Consider the following 18124-nt stretch of genomic DNA (forward strand, 5'->3'; position numbering starts at 1 on the left):
TTCGTAGCGTCTGCCGTTGAAATAGCATCACCATGATGGTGACGCGCTCCTCGGTACTCAGGTGACTGTATTGGGTAGACATGACAACACCTTACATCAGGTGTTGCACTTGCTCCTTGAGGCCGCCGAGCCTTCAATTACATAGCATCGGCTTTGTACCAGATTGCGGCTTCGCCACTTGGTACGACCCATGACGCTTTCAACAGTAATGTTGTTACAGCGCGAAGGTGGTGGGATACTCGAGTCGCAACCAAGGCAGAGGCGGTAAATTTGGCGAAGTATGTGCTAAGGCACAAGTCCGATAAAACAATAAAGGTCAAGGAAAGATCAATACCTTTTGGCTTGCTACCCCCTGAAACCCTTGGTCCAATGGTTTATATGTTGTGCGAAGGGTTTGCCGAGAGCTTTAATGAGCAGCAAGAAGAGGCGTTGGTTGTGTTGCTTTCAGAAGTGCGCCGTTGGAGGCATTTTATCGAAATGCTGGAGCACTGCTCGCTTAGGGGGGAGAAAGTTAATGCTTTGAACAGTTTGGAGAAAATAAATTCACTGCTGGATGGTAGGGAGCAAAACGAATTTAATAGGTTTGTGGAAAGTTTGGCGGTGAATAATCAGGCACGATTGGCTGCAGAGGCTTGGGCTCCAAGTAATAATTGGCGAAAGGAAAAGGTTCTATTTGCTGCACGTAATAGCGGGAGGTTTGACGGCTTGGTTTAGTGGTGGTTTAAGTAAGGCGCTAAAAAGCGCCTTTTGTACGGATCATAATGGACGCTCTAATTGAATTGAACAGCGAAAACTTATTCCGGCATAGTGGTCTTCCTGTACCGGTTTCACTCCCCAGCGTCGAACAGTACTGGCGCTTAATAATGGATCCTCTAACATGTTGGTGCCCCGCCAAACCCGCTGTGTTCCGACAGCTGGACCTTGAGGGTTTTCGATGGGTGAGTAATGGTAGTAATTTTTGTCATACCAGTCATTGACCCAGTCAGTTGCATTGCCAGAGAGGTTGTATAACCCCAGTGGATTAGGTACGAATTGATCTACGGGGAACGTATGCGATTGACCTGGTTCAGGGAAGTTGCGTCCGTAGCTCAAACTCCCGTTGTCGGTGGGGAAGATCACGTGCTGTCCACGATTACGGGCAGCGAACTCCCACTGAGCCTCAGTCGGGAGATCGCTTGGGTAACCACTAAGCTGGCCTAGCCAAATACAGTAATCCTTCGCTTGTTGCCAGCTTCTCGCTGGTGCCGGCAGATTTGGTTTATGGAGAAATGCTAGATCCTCAAACTTCCTTAGCTCTGCATCGAAGATAGGTTTTTCCTGTGTGATGAAAAACAAATCGAAATCTTCTATTTTTGTTTGGAATTTTGATAAGTGATAGCTGCTCAACTTAACAGGGTGCACAAAATCATCATCTGGGAACATCGTAATTCTCCCCATGCGACTCGTCTCGACTCCGCAAGGCCATTCACATAAATTAGCCGGGTCATCATCAAGCGGCCACCCAAAATCCCCCATCTGAAACTCACCACCCTCAATAAACACCATATTGTCCAGCGACTGCACAACAGTGTTGAGCACTTTGCCGCGTGTCTCGTTGGAGAGGTTTGGGTATTTTCGCTCAATGGTCGAGGCGATTTCGGCCACCTTATCGACGGCGAGCTTCTGGCTTTTGGGGTGAGGGATCGACTGTTCCTGGCAACCTGCCAGCAGCAGTAAAGTACAAGTCGCTAATAAAAACTGTCTGGGCACGAGGATGTCCTTATTCGGGTGAGGCGATAGTCAAAAACCAAAAATTAGGAAGACGCAACTGGCGATATCAAGGTTTTGTCGAATTTTACAGATGTAATGAGTACACAATAGCGCAAGTGAATTTCTCAGAATTCCTGATTTTATGTAGTCCTTTTCTTGACGCGCATTTACGGACTTAAAGTCATTGCGCCGATTCCGGAAGCATTTTGTTCTCTGCCAGTCGTCGCCACCCCTCTACATTTTTTAGCGCGAAACGACCACCTGAAATGGGATGCAACTTCCTTTTATTTGATGCGCTAGAGTGGGTGTTTTGATTGTATTGCACAACGAAAGCCGACGCTGGGGTAGTAGTCCTCTTGTATTGGCTCAACACCCCAGCGGCGGACCGTACTGGCACTTAATAGGGGGTCTTCAAGGACATTTGCGCCGCGCCATATTCGTTCCCTACCAGTACGTGGCCCTTGAGGATTATTGACAGGCGAGCGGCGGTAATAATCCTTATCGTACCAATCATTAACCCAGTCTGTTGCATTTCCAGAAAGGTTGTAAATGCCCAAAGGGTTAGCAACGAAGCTATCTACTGGAAATACGCGTTTTACGTTGGGCTCAGGAAAATTTCTTCCATAATTCAAGCTACCATTATCGGTGGAAAATACTACATGCTTGCCTCGATTTCGAGCGGCATACTCCCATTGCGCTTCTGTCGGCAGATCGACTGGATATCCACTTAAATCACCCAGCCAGCCACAGTAGTCTTTGGCTTCTTGCCATTCTTTTGTAGGGGCAGGATGGTTCGGTTCATGCAGAAATTGAATGTCTTTACGCTTCCTGTCCTCTGCATTGAACACTGGTTTGGATTGAGAGATAAAGAAGATGTCAAAATCTTTTATGGTCGTTTGAAATTTAGATAGGGAGTAACTACTGAGCTTTACAGGGTGAACGAAGTCGTCCTCTCCGTGCATAGTTATCCGCCTCATTTTAGAGGGTTGTACTCCACAAGGCCACTCACATAAATTATGTGGATCATCATCAAATGGCCACCCAAAATCTCCCATTTGAAACTCTCCGCCCTCAACAAACACCATATTATCCAGTGATTGCACAACAGTGTTGAGCACTTTGCTGCGCGTCTCAATGGAGAGGTTTGGGTATTTTCGCTCAATGGTCGAGGCGATTTCGTTCACCTTGTCGACGGAGAGTTTCTGGCTTTTGGGGTAGAGGAATGACTGTTCCTGGCAACCTGACAATAGCAAGCAGGTGCAGGTCGTTATCAACAACCGTCTTGGCACGGGGATGTCCTTATTCGGGTGAGGCAATAGTCAGAAACCAGCTACCTACCAACCTTGGGTGAAGTCGAAATATCCATCGAATTTTACAGGTGTAATGAATACACAGGAGCTGCGGGAAAATCTTTCAGAATTTCCTGACTCCATGTAGTCCATTTCTTATTCATACTTTTACCGCCTAAAAGCCATTGCGGCGCTTTTGATCCCGCTCTAGTCTCGCTCGGTCGTTGCCAATTCAACGACCGGTTTTGACAGATCGAATTCAAAGTGAATCCGCATGTGCTCGCGTTATGGCGGCTGTACGTGGGGCACCTTCGTGTGCGCCGGGTTTCCCTTTGCTTTGCCGGTCTGTCAACCCACGTATAGCTGCCACCTTTGTTTGACAGCAAAGGTTGTGGCAGCTCCCTAAAGCAAAGGAGTTCGTCATGCTAAAAATCGTCCCCGATCCACCACTTCATCCCCGCCAACAATTCACCTCATCGACCCACTACTCACCCTCACCCACGTGTTCCTCAACGCCTGGCGCCGTTGCGTAAAGGCCAACTTGGCCAGGGAGGTTGGGATGGATAAGAAGCCGCGATTCGACAGTGTTTCGAACCTCAAGACAGTAGGTGTCGCAACATTCGGTGAAGGCGAGGACGGGGGAGGTGTACAGCGATTGTTTCGGGTTGAGCCAGGGCACAGCGCGGGGTTTGTGCTTGAACAGGTGTCAACGTTGATGGCCTGTGCGCAAACGCTGACGTTGCAGGCTGGGCTGGAGGAGGATGCGACGTGCGCCTGGGCGGCACATTATCTGCTTGGTATGGCCAAGGCGTTGGTCGACGACTTGGCGCACAGCGTGCTCGCAGCTACCTAGAGTGAATCACAGCGACGCGGCAGTCAGCTCGATGTTCCGGTCTTGAACATCAATGATAAAGGGCAGCGGCAGGTGGTGCGGTGTGTCAAGGGATGAAACCTCGAAACCACCCACGACCAGGGGCTGACGCTGCTCCAGGGCGATGGATTCATCCGCCAGCCTTTTGACCATTTTCGCGTGGTTCATTGCGATTTCATTGAGCGTTGACACGTTACATCTCCGATAACTGAGCAGGCGTCTCTTAGGCGCCCGTAAAGGATAATTTTGGCCGCTGCCGCGTCAGAATTACGTCTTTTCGGGGCCGCTGAGGCGGGCTTGTGCAATAGCCAAGCCAGTCAGTGACGGAAATTTGCTGTCGGGTTTTGAATGCGACGAATGGTGTCGAGCAGGGAATTTATGCGGCGCTTTTTTCTAGCGCGTCAGCTTGCTGCCAGCGCTGTATCCCGGCACGATCTGCGATCGTAGCCATCTATTTGGCATTATCGAGGGTCACGACTTTGTTATTAGGGCTCGAATTCCAGGCTGATGCTCTGCAGCCTCTGACGCTGTTCAAGGAATGGAAGTAATGATCAAGCAATCGGTAGCCACGCAAACAGTAGCTTCGCTGTGGTCGCAGCTGCACGCGGTAGGCCCGCTGGGAACGCCGGCACGGAACACGGCGTTTGAGGTCGGCGAAGTGTCCGGCGAGCGTGTCGTTGTGCACACGGGCAAGTCGGCGAAGACGAAGGTGGTAATTCCTCGACGAGCCTTTGAAGCGGCACTTGGCTATCTGATCGACCACGAGCATCATGCCGGCAATCCCTGCGAGATTGCCGCCGCCGATGCGCCCGAGAAAGCCGGCCCCCTGTGCCAGGCTTCGCGCTTGCTGCCGTCGGGTAAATACGGCGTGCGTAACATCACCTATGTGTTACCGATCCTGCAGCGCCTTGGGGTGGTGGACATCAATCCGAAAAAGCCTTCCAGCGTCTGGCTGGTGAAGCAGGCAGATTTCAATGTGCTTGATTCTAGCGCTGGGGAAACGCTCGTTGTTGATCCCGGCGCAGGGCTGCTGACGCCAAACCAGCAGGCCTTTGCCGATTACCTTATCGGGCTTTGGAGCGGTGCGTCTGCGCCGTTCGTTCATCGTTATGCGGTCACCCATCATCCTGCCTGGATCACCTGGAAGGCACAGGCCAAGGGCCGCGACTGGTGGTGTGAGACGTTGCGTCAGGCCGCTGAGCATTACTCCTGGTACGAAGCGCCGGCGCCTGACGATTTCGCCAGTATCGCTTCACGTCTGCGTGATGCGCTGGCTGCCAATGATTGCGCCGCCGCGCAACAGGCCTGTGAAGCGGTGTTCGCCTGGGGCAATGTGGCGTTGGGCAAGGACGGCGGGTCCAGAGACTGGATCAACGCTCACGTTGCCCGTGCGACGTTGTGTCAGTCGATTCTGCGTGCGGTTGAATTGCTCCAGCCTGATTGCCAGCAATCGCTGCAGGCCTTTGATGGCGAGCGCCTGCTGATGAACTCGGCGATGACCAAGATCTATGCGGCGGCGGATCCACATAACATCATCATTTATGACGGTCGGGTGGGTGCTGCTTTGGGTTTGTTGGCACGGCGCTGGCTAGCGACAAGTACAGAGCGTTCGGTGCCGCAGGATCTCGCCTTTTGCTGGGGAGGCAAGCGCGACGACCCGCTGGACACGCGCAATCCATCTCAGGGCAATTTCAAGTTTTCCAAGTTGGGCTATTCGGCGCCGCAGATTCAGCACTGGGCTGATCTGGTGCGCATCAGCAACCGGATCTTGCGTCAGGTGGTTTCGACACTTCGTGCGCAGGGTGAATCCGTCAGGTTGCTGGACCTTGAACGGGCCTTGTTCATGGTGGGGTACAACGTTGTCGGTGGGGAGACATTGTAGGCATGAGCTTGCCCCGCGATGCGATGCGCCTGACAGGACGCAATCGCGGGGTGCTGTTGTGTCGTTTCCGTCTACTCAGTCAAGCAACTACCTGCCGCTGAGGCACAGGAACCTGCTCGATGAAGCGCTCAAAATGGTCCAGGCGGACTCTGCTTTTCGCCACGGCCCGGCCCACGGTCTGCATGTCATGGATCAGGTCGGTGGCGTCGAGGCGGTGCAGGTTGCGGCCAATCAGTTCTTCGCAGCCTATCGAGGCCAGACCCTGGCTGGTCAGGTCGACGTTGTAACGCGCATAGGTGAACAGCGGCGCACTGTGCTGCAGGCCGATCATGTCGCCCAATTCACTGTCCAGCGGGTCACCCGCGACGCATTTACCAAAGGCACGGCAAAGCATGTCTTGCTGGTTTGCCGACGCCAGCATCAGCCCGGCAGGTGTTGAGGTTGCGGTGTAGAGCAGGTTCATCTGTCTGGGTGTCAGTTCCGGTGCCGAGGCCGGATGCAGGCCTGTGCCCACCGACACCAGCAGCATGTCGTCTTCACCGGTTTTCCAGCCCATGCGATAGGCCGGCAGGGTGGCGCTGAGGTAGGAGATGAACGCCGGGTTGTTGTAGGGGGTAAGGCCGCCGTCGATAAACACGAACGGCTTTTTCAACCCCGGAAAATGGATGGTTTCCGGGGCAAAAAAGGTGGGTGCAGCGGTGCTGGCGCGCACAATGCGCCACAGTGGCAGGTCCAGGTTGCAGCCTGGCCCCGGCTGGTTGTACTGGGCGTAGGGGTTGTTGGTGAGCAGCCAGGGTGAGTCTGTGGTGGCGTTTTTCAGTACCACCATCAGCAGGGTTTTCAGTTGTTCGGAGCCCAGGGTGGTGTGCTCGCCGAAGCGCTCTTTCATCAGGCGCTCGAGTTCGCCGTGAACATAGCGATGAAAACCCATACGTTGCCACCAGCCCGCACGTTTGAACATGCGCTGGCCGGAGGTGTTGTACAGGTCACGCAGTTCATCGACCTCCATGCCCAGCGACAATCCGGCTGCCAGAATGGCGCCGGTGCTGCAGCCGGAGACGAAGTGGAACCAGTCGGACAGACGCAACTGCGGATTGCCGGTACTCACGCGCAGCAAGCGCTCGATCTCGGCCAGTATCTCTACCGCGATCACGCCGCGTATGCCACCGCCGTCGATGGTCAGCAGGCGCTTTTGGCCTTCGCTTCGTACCATGCCCTGAAGGACTGAATTCACTACAGGCTTCCTTTTGTGTAGGTGATTGGCGCTCAACCGCCGTGGGCGGGAACAATGGCCTTGCGTTCGGTGGTGGCCAACCAGCTCATGTGCTCGCGGGACAGTTCAACACCGACCACTTCGAATACGGCCGGGCCCATGTCCTCGGCTTGCGGGCTCGCCATCAGCGCTTCGACGCGCTCAAGGTAGCGCTCGGTCGATTGGTACTGCGCGTGCAGTTCCTTGATGGAGGTGTTGTTGGCGTGCAGCTCCAGCACCGCGCCGATCACCGGAATCCAGCCGATTGCAAACACGATCAGGTCTTTCCAGGCCAGCTCCAGCCCAGGCAAGGTGGTGTGCTTGAAGAAGGAATAGAAGGACAGCAGCAATACACAGAGGATCACTGGAATGCAGATGGTCGCCTTGACTACGCGCTCGATCTTCTCGTGCTTGAGGTGCAGGCGATGCCGGGCTTTGTGGTAGTACGCGCGCTGCGCGGTAATCCAGTCGTTAAGCACTTTGCTGCGCTCTACAGGAAGCACGCTGGTGTTGTTGCCACCCAGCGAAGCCTGCCTTATCAGCGAGACGATGGTGCGGCGCTTGTCCTGGCCTTGGGCCGGTAGCCGTTGCGCCAGCGAAGCGTTGCCTTGCGGATCGACCTGGCCCAGTGCTTGCCAGAAGAATTCGATACGTAACGACTCGGAAACCGCGCGGTAAAAGGCGTAGCGGAATTTGGTCCGGTTGGGCTTGGCCCGCAGGTACCAGAGGAATGACAGCACGAACAGGCAGACATAGCCCGCCAGCACCAACGCGACCGGGAGGATTTTTGCGTAGAACAGGAACACGCTGGTCAACAGCAGGGTCAGCCCGGCCACTGTACGGTGGGTGCGGTCGGTCTTGAGTTGCATGGCGTTGGCCAGGCCGTCGAAACGCTGGAACAGTTCGCCTATCGATTTCAGGTCGGCAGAGCGCTGGCTGTAGAACGGCTGGTCGTCGCTCGGCCAATGGCCTTGGCTCTTGCTGTTCTGGGCAAGGGTACGGCTCGACCGGTTCAACTCGCGCAGGTGTTCCAGGGTATTGGCCGGCGGTTTGTCGCTGACGCTGACACCTTCGGCACCGGCACTGAGGATGTAACCGCAGTGTTGATCGATGGCACTGGCAGACTGACGATTGGCGCTGATGCGGTAAACCGGCACGGTGTCGACGTCGTGCAGGTAGCGGCTGATGTCGTTGCGCAGCTGGCTGGAGGTGTCGCGCGTGCGCGCCAACAGTTCCAGCGGTTGCAGCGCCTGCAAGGTGATGTGCTCGGTGCCGCCGGGCTTGGGCTGCGCTCCGCGATTGGCTGAAAGGTTGCCATCCCAGATCACCACCAGAACATCGGACTTGTTGAGCAGGTAATCACCCAGGTTGCAGTAGGCCTGTTGGCGCTCGCTCACTTGTGGCAGCTCCAGTACCGGCAGGCCGAGCGCCTTAAGCTCGGCGTGGAGCGCGTCGAAGGTCTCTAGCGCTGCGCCGTGGAAGTCTTCGCGGTAGTGCGCCAGCGGCATTGGAAACACCGTTACCGGCTCTACCGGCAAGCCTTCCTTTCGCAGCGCCAGGGCGGTTCTGGCGATCAGTTGATCGGCCCCTTCGGCAAGCCCGGTGATCACCCGCAGGGCCAGGTCGGGGTACTTTCGGCGCAATGACGCAATCAGCTCACGGAACTGACGTTCAATGCGCGCAGCGTCCTGGGTGAGAACGTCGCGATGCCCGCTGACACCGATGACGATGGAAAGGGGTTGGCTCATACCTGTGGATTCACTCATCAATCGGAGAGCATCCGGCGCACCGGGGCTACTGCCTAAACTTGACATGACATCAATGTGCCTTTACTCAAAGAGCGCCAGCATATCGAGGTGAGATAAGGATGAGGAGGCGTACATGGACATTATTATGAAAAACTTTCCGATTATTGCGTGGCAGCTCCAATTCAGCTTTAAATGTTACTTGATATTGATTGGCCATTATCGGCTTCGAGCTCGCTCACGGACGTCTTCATGCAAAATGACAGCAGCACAGTCAGGGAAATCAGGGTCTTCCTTTCCTCAACCTTCAAGGATATGCAGGCCGAGCGACACTACCTGCTGACACGGGTATTTCCCGAAGTGCGTGAGGCGTGTGAAAGCCGAGGCGTGGGGTTTACTGAAATTGACCTGCGCTGGGGCATCACCGAGCAGGAAGCTGAAAAAGGCACAACCGTCGCAGTCTGCCTGAAAGAAATCGACCGCTGCCGTGACTTCCCACCGTTCTTTATCGGCTTTCTGGGCGAGCGCTATGGCTGGGTTCCAGACCAGGCGATGCTCAATGACTACCTGCAGGGTAAGGAGCTCAGCGAGTACGTCGGCACGATTCAGACGGCGCTGGACAAGAATATCAGCGTGACTGAGCTTGAGTTCGACTACGCGCTTGAGGGGCAGCAGCAGGGCCGTGCCGAAGCGCTGTTCTATTTGCGCAGCACCGCGCTGACCAGTGAACTGTACAGTCAGTCTGGCGGCGCGCAGGCCACCGATTTTTACGACCCGGGCCATGGCAAACTTGAGGTGCTCAAGCACAAGCTGCGCGCTTCAGGCGTCATCGAAATCGATAACTACGAATCGGTTGAAGCCTTTGGCGAGTCGGTAAAGGCGCAGTTGCTGCAGGAGCTGGACCGCCGTTATCCGGAAAAGCAGGGCGCCCTGGCTTTGCTGCGCCTCCCGCATGAGAACTTTGCCAGCACGCGGCTGAAATTCTATGTGCCGCCAACAGGGTCTTGCGAGGCGGTATTGGGCTATTGCCATAGCCGGCTGAGTGGCAAAGAACAACGACCTGCGCTGATTATCGGTGAACCGGGAGCGGGCAAAAGCGCCTTGATGGCTTATCTGGCGCGCAACCTGCCGCGCCAGCCACTGCTTGCAGGCGCCAGGGTCCTCGACTTTCACGTCGGTGCCGATGGTAAACGGGGTATCGATCAGTGGCTTGACGACATTCAGGTGTTGCTTGAAGGCCGCGTGACGCCAGAGCAAGCATTGACGCAAGTGCCTGCTGGAAACGAAAAGTGGCAGGCCCTGGTCCAGCTGCTGTCGCGAAGCGTCGCCGCGGCGCAAGGCAAGCCGCTTATCCTGCTCCTGGATGGTATCGAGCGCTTCGATAACTCAAGCCAGGTGCTGCGGCAGTTCCAGAAGCTGTCCTTGCCTGACCAGGTCATCGTCATTCTGTCGGCGACACCGAGCCTGGATGCAGGCGAGGAGGCGGTCTGGCGCTATGGGCTTGAGCGCGCGGATGCGGCGCTGCTGCGCAAAATGATCGATACCTACACCCTCAACTACCGCAAGCGTCTACCGGACGCGCTGGTCAACCAGCTGATCCAGGCGCCAGCAATGACCTTGCCGGTGTACATGCGGGTTGTCCTCGAACAAATGCGCATTCGTTCGGCCCATGAAACGCTTGAGAAAGATATTCAGGTGTTGCTCAGTCATGCGGATGTTGGAAGCCTGTTCCGCTCGATGCTCACTGCCTGGGACCTTGACCTGAGCACGACAAACCATCCGCAGGTCGTGACCCGGGCGGCACAGTACCTGTGCGCCTCGCGGGCGGGGCTTTCCGAGCGCCAACTGGCCTTGCTGCTGGCAAGCGACAACGATGCGCCCGAAGGCGATAGCGGGCAGAAACGCGCTGCGCAGCTGCTCATGAGTCGTGTGCTCTCGGTTTTGCGTCCTTACCTGGTGCGCTATGAGGGGCGTGAGCAACTGATGCATTCGTCGTTGCAGTCTGCCGTCATGCAGGGTGCACATGAAATCCTTGTTCGCCAGGAAATCATTCACATCGTGGGATGGGCGAGCAATGGCCAGGATCCATCGCTGAGTAATGCGCTGGGCAGCTTCACCCCGCTGGTCATCGCCGAGCGCATTTTCCAGGCCTGTGAGCTGCTTGCCCTGGATTCTGAAGACGCCGTGGCCTTGGACACGCTGAGTTGGGACCTGCAAAAGCCGCTTTGCGTCGTGGCCTGCTACCAGTCTGCCCCGGCAACCTTGATGCAAGCCTTCGCCACGCTCGGTGCTCAACAGCCAGAGCCTGCTCAGGCGATAGCGAGTATCACCGCCGCCTGGAAAGCCTGCTCGCCGCTCTGGTTTCCGCTGGCGGTCGAGGATCTGGCGGTTTGCAACCAGATTACCCACCAGTTCATCGACCTTTCGTACAACGCGCTGTGCGAAGCCTGGTGCGCATTTGTTGCCGAATTGATTGCCGGCCGCTTTGACAGCAACCTCACGCTACAGGCGCGTAACAACGCCAACCTGGCCGCGATGTACATTGCCAGTCGGCGCCCGGAAAAGGCGGAACACCTTCAACGGCAGGTGTTGGCGCAGTTTGAAGCCGCGTTCGGCAAGGACCATCCAGAAGTCGGCAAAGTATTGGCGGTCATTGCGCTTGCCCGCTATCAGCAAGGTGATCTTGCAGAGGCGGCGAGCCTCGGGAGCAAAGCTTACAAGATCCAGTTGGCGGCTTATCCGCACGGCAATCGAGACCTGGTACAGATCCTCAGCAACCTCGGTTTGATCTACCGGGACCTGGGAAAACTCGACGCGGCAGAAGCAATGCTGCTCGAGGGTTTCAAAATGGCGGCCAAGGTTTTCGACGCGTTCGACATCGAGTTCATTACCCTGACGGTCGTTCTGGCGGACACCTACTGCGATAAACAGGACTACATCCGCGCTCGCGCATTCGCTGCCAAAGCGCTGGAAGCTGCTGGAGACTCGCTACCCAGCTGGCATCCGACCCACATCCATGCGCTAGTGACTTATGCGAACGTGTGCGCGGGCCTGGACAAAGTCAAGGATGCCACGGAGGCCTACCAGATCGCCTACGCAATTTTTGTTGATACGGCGCCCGATGACCATCAACAGCTCTACACGCTGGAGTGCAACCTGGGGCAATTGTTGCTCAAGCAAGGCATGCTGGTTGAAGCGCAAGAAGTGCTGGGCAATGCCGTCGAGCGCAGTCGACACTTTCCTGCAGCGACCGGGGACGGCAGTAGCGCCCAGGAGATGTTCAACCAGTGCCTTACGTTCAGGTTGGACCAACAGCACCTTGAGGCTGAGCTGGCACACCGTCGGCTCATGGCCAGAGACCCGGCTACACGCTGCGGCCTGGTGATGTACCTGAACAATCTGGCCGTGGAATATAAAGACAGTGGCCAGTTCTTGATGGCGGAACAGTGCTTCCTGGAAGCCCTGGACATCGCCAAAGACCTGAGTGAGATAGACACGGCTGACCGGGCCATCGTGTTCAATGGCCTGGCGGCTTTGCGTGAAGAACAGAACCGCCTGGAGGAGGCCGAGCAGCTGTTTGTGCAAGTGTTGTATTTGCGTGAATCGGCATTTGCCGGCAACGATCAGCGCATCGCTCATTCTTGCTACCGGCTCGGCTCGGTCTACTTCAAGCAAGAGCGCTATGAGGAGGCAGAGGCCTATCTTGCGCGTGGTGTCGCAACCTTCAAAAGCGTCAGAAAGGCAGATGTCCGCGCGTTCGCCGACTGCCTGAGCATGTACGGCATGGTGCTGAAAAGAGTGGCCCGATTGGAGAACGCTCGCGCGCAGATGAAGGAGGCAATTGCGCTGTACAAGAAGTGTGGGCATGCGGCGGCCTCAATGATTACCGGGCTGTCGCGCGAGATTCACGAGATCAACATGCAACTTGGCGATGCCGGTGCAGTAGCCGGCGTTGGGGCGACACCGAACTGGTGGAAACCCTGGACCTGGTAATTGAGCCTCACAACGTAGAGTGTGATGCGTAGCGCTCAGCCACCTACCAGATAGGTTCCAAGCGGAGTCTGATGTCTGGGCTCGGCATGCGGCGGTTTACCCAAAGCCTGGGCCCGCTGCGCCGCCTGGATCAGTTGCATGTTGCGGTTGCGTAGCTGTACGTTGCGCCCAACCCGCAGGTTGGAGCGCGCCGCCAGTGTTTCAGCCTGCTGGTACTCGCCCTGTTGAAGGCGCAGTACACCGAGGTAATGCAGCGTTGCAGGATTGTTCGGCTGGGGTGGGTGCGGGCGCTTTATAGACTGGGCCCGTGACCTGAAGTTCCCGCTGCTACAGCCCCGAAACCGCCGGTGCGTCGTCAGTTCAATACGATGATCTTCGACACCAGCTCCGCACTGTTCTTCGCCTGCAACTTCTTCATCAGCCGCGCCCGGTGCACCTCCACCGTGCGGTGCGAGATGTCCAGCTTGCGCCCGATCTCCTTGCAGGTCAGGCCGTTGACGATATGCGCCGAGATTTCCCGCTCCCTGGGCGTGAGGTTGACCGTGGACCGGAAGACCCGGTCCATGCGCTCGAAGTGCCACACCATCAACTGAAACGGGTCTTCCGGGGTCAGGGTGTAGCCGTTGGCCCGCGCCCAGAACACTTCGCCGTTGCGGTGTTGCATGAAGCGTTCATCCGAGTAGGCACCATTCTTGGCATGGCGCAGCCAGCTCAGGCTGCGTTCGCCGATGATGTTGAAGTCGGCCTGTGAGGGGTAGAGCTTGAGGATCAGTTCGCCAAGCAGGTCGCTGCGCTGGTAGCCGAACAGGCTCTGGAAGGCTTCGTTGAGGTCGAGCATGCGCCGGTTGCCGGTGATGACCTGCGGCGCAGGCGATACCTGGAACGCCAAGCGCTCAAGGTCTTGCAGTTGTCGGGCGGGGTCGGTCATGGCGCTGGCCTGCCTGTTTCTTGTTCAGTGTTGCCACGCAGTATCCATCAATCGAGCTACTGATCCCTATACGTAGTTGCACGAATAGCGAGGGCTTTGCGCTTGGGGCCATTGTAGGGAACGCCTGATCAACAAAAGGACAAAAACCATGGCTACCGATTCTGTCTGCATCGTCGCTGCCGCGCATTCGCGCTTTGGCCGCTTGACCGATGCCACGCTGGAAGATCTGATTGTCGATGTCACCCGCGCCGCCCTGGCTGACGCTGATGTGGCCGGCGCGGAAATTGATGCGTTGTTTCTCGGGCATTTCAATTCAGGGCTGGTCACCGATGGTTTTCCCGCGTCGCTGATGTTACAGGCCGATCCCGCGCTGCGCTTCAAACCTGCTGCTCGCTGCGAAAATGCCTGCGCCTCTGGGGCGGCGGCGATTCAGGCGGGGATCAATGCCATTCGTGCCGGCGAAGCAGAGCTGGTACTGGTGGTGGGCGCCGAGAAAATGACTGCCAATTCCACCGAGCAAGTCACCAGGTCGTTGGCCGGTGCGGGCTACCAGCATGATAGCGATGAGGCTGGGCTGAGTTTCCCACAGTTGTTCGGTTTGGCGGCTGCCCACTATGAACAGCGCTATCAGAGCCCGCTGTCGGCGATGGCGGCCATCGCCGCGAAGAACCACGCCAATGCCATGACCAACCCGTTGGCGCAGATGCACAAAGCGATGAGTTTTGAGCACTGCAACACTGTTTCGCCGAGCAATCCATACATAGCCGAGCCACTGCGCCTGACCGACTGTTCGTTGGTGAGCGATGGCGCGGCGGCGATTGTGTTGGCGTCGAGCAAGCGGGCACGGCAGTTCCGTCGCGAGGTCGTGATCAACAGCATGGTGCAGGTCAATGACTATCTGCCCTTGTCGCGCCGGGACTTGTTGGCCTTTGAAGGCCCGCAGCGGGCAATTCGCGCAGCGATGGACAAAGCACAGGTGAGCCTGGGCGATCTGGGTTTCGCCGAGGTGCACGATTGTTTCACCATCGCCGAATTGCTGATTTATGAGGCCATCGGCTTGGCCCCACAAGGGCAAGGGCATCGGGCGCTGGAGGAGGGGATTGTCCAGCCCGGTGGCAAGCTGCCGGTGAACCTGTCCGGCGGGCTCAAGGCCAAGGGGCATCCGGTGGGCGCAACAGGTGTATCGATGCATGCCTTGGCCTTTGCTCAATTGACCGGTAAGCCGATTGGCCTGGCGGCGCCGAATGCCGGGTTCGGATTGCTGTTCAACATGGGTGGGATGGCAGTGGCCAACTACGCCTCGGTGCTTCAGGCACGGAGGGCGTAACGGTGAATATTGCCAATTGGTTGCAGGCTGCCGGGCAACGCTGGCCGGAGCGCCCGGCGCTGTTTGAGGGGCACCGGCAGATTGCCGATTACCGCACTTTTGCCAATCGTGCGCGCGGTTTGGCGTTGCAGTTGGTTCACGAGCATGGAGTTCGCCCCGGTGAGCGTGTAGCACTGCTCATGAAGAACTGCTGCGAGTACCTGGAGTTGATGTATGCCGTCTGGTGGATCGGTGCCGTAGCGGTGCCGATCAATTGCAAGCTGCATCGCAGCGAGGCGGGCTGGATTGCCGACAACGCCGAGGCGAAGCTGATCTTCACTGACGACGGCCAGGTCTTTGCGCCCGGCGAGCTGGCTGAGGGTTGCTGCGAGCAGGCCGGGCGCGGGCGCGTGGTGGCCGATGTTGGCGCTGCACTGGCAACACCCTACACCTGCACGGCCGATCATTTGGCCTGGTTGTTCTATACCTCGGGCACCACCGGACGCTCCAAGGGGGTGATGCTTTCTCACGGCAACCTGACGGCGATGTCTCTGTGCTACCCAGTGGATGTTGATCCCGTCAACGCTGACGATGCCGTGGTGTATGCAGCACCGATGTCACATGGCGCCGGCTTGTACAACTTCATACATGTGCGTTGTGGTGCCCGGCACGTGGTGCCGGCGTCGCGCGGCTTCAAGGCGCAAGAAGTGTTCGACCTGGCTGCCCGGCTGGGCGATGTTTCGTTGTTTGCCGCGCCGACCATGGTCAAGCGTATGGTCGAGCAGGCGCGCGTGCTCGGCTATGCCGGAGACGGGATCAAAACCATTGTCTACGGTGGTGCGCCGATGTACCTGGCGGATTTGCAGGATGCCGTGGACACCTTCGGTGCGCGTCTGGTGCAGATTTACGGCCAGGGCGAGAGCCCGATGACCATCAGCGCCTTGCCCCGCGAAGTGATTGCTGGACGTCAGCGAGCGGATTGGGCCCGTGTTGCTGCTTCGGTGGGGTTGGCGCACTCGTGTGTCGATGTGCAGGTGCTCGATGGCGACCGTCGGCCATTGCCGCTCGGCCAGCCCGGGCAGATAGCGGTCCGTGGGCCGACGGTAATGCACGGCTACTGGCGCAACGAAGCGGCCAGCCGTGAAACCCTGGTCGATGGTTGGTTGCTGACAGGCGATATCGGCTTTCTCGACGAGCAGGGCTACCTGACCCTCACTGACCGGTGCAAGGACGTCATCATCTCTGGCGGCAGCAACGTGTATCCCCGCGAGGTTGAGGAAGTATTGGCGCTGCACCCCCAGGTGTTCGAGGTATGCGTTGTGGGTGAGGCGGATGAGCAGTGGGGCGAATCGGTGGTGGCCTTTGTGGTTGCCCGTGACGCGGACCTGCTGGATGAGCGCGCACTGACTGCCTGGTTCATCGAACGCATGGCTTCGTTCAAGAAGCCGAAGAAGTATGTGTTTCTCGCCGAGCTGCCGAAAAACAGCTACGGCAAAGTACTCAAGACTGAACTGCGCCACTGGCTGAAGGAGGCCGCAAGCGCCGCCGTTTTGTAAGCGACTGTTGTAGGACCGCTTTCCATCAATAAGAACAAGACAGGAATACTGCTATGGCAAATCTTCAGCACAATCCGGCCCGGCAACGGCGGCGCGCGTTCATCGGAGCAACCTCCGGGCACCTGATCGAATGGTACGACTATGGCGTCTATGGCTTTTTGGCGGTGTACATCGGTCAGGCGTTTTTTGTTTCCGATGATCCGACCACCAGCCTGCTCAGCAGCTTTGCCGCCTTCGCCTTGAGTTTTTTCATCCGTCCCTTGGGCGGGTTGTTCTTCGGCCCATTGGCTGACAAGATCGGTCGGCGCAAAACCCTGATCACCGTGCTGGTGATGATGGCAGGCTCCACCTGCCTGCTGGGCATGCTGCCCACTTATGCGTCCATCGGCATCGCCGCACCGATTCTGTTGGTGTTGATCCGTTGTGTGCAGGGTTTTTCTGCCGGTGGCGAAATCGGCACCATTACCAGCTTTATCTCCGAGTATGCCGGGCCTGGGCGGCGCGGCTTCTCCACCTGCTGGTTGATGGTGACGGCGGTATTGGGCCTGGTGCTTGGCGGTGTGGTAGCCAACGGCATGACCTGGGCGCTGGGCGCTGAACTGATGCAGGATTGGGGCTGGCGCATTCCCTTTCTGGTAGCAGGCCCCATGGGTTTGATCTCTATGTACATCCGCCTGAAGCTTGAAGACAGCCCGGAGTTCCTTGCCTTGCAGAAAGCCGGAGAAACCTCCAAGGCGCCGTTGCGTGAAGTCTGGCAGTGGAAGCGGGCGATTGCATTGGTGTTTTTCATCATCACCCTGCACAGCTCGATTTTCTACCTGGTGCTGACCTTTGCCTCGACCTACATGTCGCGCATTCTCAAGTTCGACAGTGGTACCACGCTGCTTTACGTGTTCATTGCCAGTCTATCGGCAGCTTTCGTCATGCCGTTTGGTGGCATGTTCACCGATAAATATGGGCGCAAGCCGTTTTTGATGGTGGTGGGGGTGTTGGCGACAGCGGCGATGTATTGGTTCTTCAAGGCTGCACCAACAGCCACTGCGGCCTCCTTCTTCTATCCGCTGATGGCGGTGGCGATTCTGTTTGGTCTGTACGCTTCGTCCACCTACGCGACCATGAGTGAACTGCTGCCCACGCGGATTCGCTCGACGGGAATCGCGGTGGCCTACAACATTCCTGTGGCAGTGTTCGGCGGCAGTGCGCCGTTTATTTCAACCTGGTTGATTCAGCAGACCGGGGATATCTCATCGCCGTGGTACTTCTACATCGGCACCGGCATTGTGTCGCTGATTGCCTTGGTGGCGTTGCGCAAGGAGGATTTTGTGGCGTGCCACGGGGCAACGGAATCAGCGCCTGCCCAGGTCGATTTGAAGCTGGCGGGCACTGCGGTGTAGTGGGTAGGAGCGGGCTTGCCCGCTCCTTGAAGCGCAAGATTAGCTGCAATGAGGTAGGAAATACTCGCGATAAGAAACAGCACTCGCTGAAGACGTTCGCTATTAACGAAGTGCGGTTGTTATGTTTTTGAAACACTATTGTTTTGGCGCATTTTAAAA

Annotated in this window: 13 protein-coding genes and 1 pseudogene; 7 read left to right on the forward strand and 7 right to left on the reverse strand. The window is 57.1% G+C overall.

The window, feature by feature from the left end; translation table 11 throughout:
• The first annotated feature begins 270 nt into the window (after positions 1-270).
• On the forward strand, positions 271-714 hold the full coding sequence (locus H8F21_RS18790) for a hypothetical protein (RefSeq protein ID WP_203585151.1): 444 nt from the start codon (positions 271-273) through the stop codon (positions 712-714).
• A 42-nt stretch (positions 715-756) separates the two neighbouring features.
• Here H8F21_RS18790 and H8F21_RS18795 read toward each other — a convergent pair whose 3' ends face one another.
• A complete protein-coding gene (locus tag H8F21_RS18795; RefSeq protein ID WP_203585152.1) occupies positions 757-1749 on the reverse strand; it encodes a formylglycine-generating enzyme family protein in 993 nt (330 codons plus the stop codon).
• A 296-nt stretch (positions 1750-2045) separates the two neighbouring features.
• The gene (locus H8F21_RS18800) at positions 2046-3038 is read right to left on the reverse strand and encodes a formylglycine-generating enzyme family protein (RefSeq protein ID WP_203585153.1); all 993 of its coding nucleotides are present in this window, start codon (positions 3036-3038) and stop codon (positions 2046-2048) included.
• A gap of 559 nt (positions 3039-3597) precedes the next feature.
• On the opposite strand from H8F21_RS18800, the gene H8F21_RS18805 reads away from it, so the two are divergent.
• On the forward strand, positions 3598-3891 hold the full coding sequence (locus H8F21_RS18805) for a DUF3077 domain-containing protein (RefSeq protein ID WP_203478619.1): 294 nt from the start codon (positions 3598-3600) through the stop codon (positions 3889-3891).
• 6 nt (positions 3892-3897) lie between these two features.
• Here H8F21_RS18805 and H8F21_RS18810 read toward each other — a convergent pair whose 3' ends face one another.
• Positions 3898-4101: a hypothetical protein gene (locus H8F21_RS18810; protein WP_136475570.1), complete on the reverse strand. Its 204-nt coding sequence runs from the start codon at positions 4099-4101 to the stop codon at positions 3898-3900.
• A 355-nt stretch (positions 4102-4456) separates the two neighbouring features.
• Here H8F21_RS18810 and H8F21_RS18815 point away from each other — a divergent pair, with 355 nt between their 5' ends.
• Positions 4457-5791, forward strand: a complete 1335-nt coding sequence (locus tag H8F21_RS18815; protein WP_203478617.1) for a hypothetical protein — start codon at positions 4457-4459, stop codon at positions 5789-5791.
• 79 nt (positions 5792-5870) lie between these two features.
• On the opposite strand, the gene H8F21_RS18820 is transcribed toward H8F21_RS18815, so the two are convergent.
• Positions 5871-7025 (reverse strand): patatin-like phospholipase family protein, encoded by a 1155-nt coding sequence (locus tag H8F21_RS18820; RefSeq protein WP_203478615.1) that lies wholly within the window; start codon positions 7023-7025, stop codon positions 5871-5873.
• Between the two features lie 32 nt (positions 7026-7057).
• On the reverse strand, positions 7058-8791 hold the full coding sequence (locus tag H8F21_RS18825) for a hypothetical protein (protein WP_203478613.1): 1734 nt from the start codon (positions 8789-8791) through the stop codon (positions 7058-7060).
• A gap of 249 nt (positions 8792-9040) precedes the next feature.
• Here H8F21_RS18825 and H8F21_RS18830 point away from each other — a divergent pair, with 249 nt between their 5' ends.
• Positions 9041-12781, forward strand: a complete 3741-nt coding sequence (locus H8F21_RS18830) for a tetratricopeptide repeat protein (protein ID WP_203478612.1) — start codon at positions 9041-9043, stop codon at positions 12779-12781.
• A gap of 83 nt (positions 12782-12864) precedes the next feature.
• Here H8F21_RS18830 and H8F21_RS29675 read toward each other — a convergent pair.
• Both H8F21_RS29675 and H8F21_RS18835 read right to left on the reverse strand, forming a co-directional pair.
• Positions 12865-13062, reverse strand: a pseudogene (locus H8F21_RS29675) (tetratricopeptide repeat protein); the annotation flags it as partial.
• Between the two features lie 74 nt (positions 13063-13136).
• Positions 13137-13709, reverse strand: coding sequence for a LuxR C-terminal-related transcriptional regulator (locus tag H8F21_RS18835; protein ID WP_203478610.1), 573 nt, complete (start codon positions 13707-13709; stop codon positions 13137-13139).
• A gap of 148 nt (positions 13710-13857) precedes the next feature.
• Between H8F21_RS18835 and H8F21_RS18840 the strand changes: the two genes are divergently transcribed.
• The 3 genes from H8F21_RS18840 to H8F21_RS18850 are packed head-to-tail and all read left to right on the forward strand — an operon-like array spanning position 13858 to position 17965.
• Positions 13858-15036 (forward strand): acetyl-CoA acetyltransferase, encoded by a 1179-nt coding sequence (locus tag H8F21_RS18840; RefSeq protein WP_203585154.1) that lies wholly within the window; start codon positions 13858-13860, stop codon positions 15034-15036.
• 2 nt (positions 15037-15038) lie between these two features.
• Positions 15039-16571 carry a class I adenylate-forming enzyme family protein gene (locus H8F21_RS18845; RefSeq protein WP_203478605.1) on the forward strand — a complete coding sequence of 511 codons (1533 nt, stop codon included), beginning with the start codon at positions 15039-15041 and terminating at the stop codon, positions 16569-16571.
• A gap of 53 nt (positions 16572-16624) precedes the next feature.
• Positions 16625-17965, forward strand: a complete 1341-nt coding sequence (locus H8F21_RS18850; protein ID WP_203478603.1) for an MFS transporter — start codon at positions 16625-16627, stop codon at positions 17963-17965.
• Positions 17966-18124: the final 159 nt, after the last annotated feature.

Origin of the sequence: Pseudomonas arcuscaelestis (assembly GCF_016881005.1) — a bacterium.
Classification (GTDB): domain Bacteria; phylum Pseudomonadota; class Gammaproteobacteria; order Pseudomonadales; family Pseudomonadaceae; genus Aquipseudomonas; species Aquipseudomonas arcuscaelestis.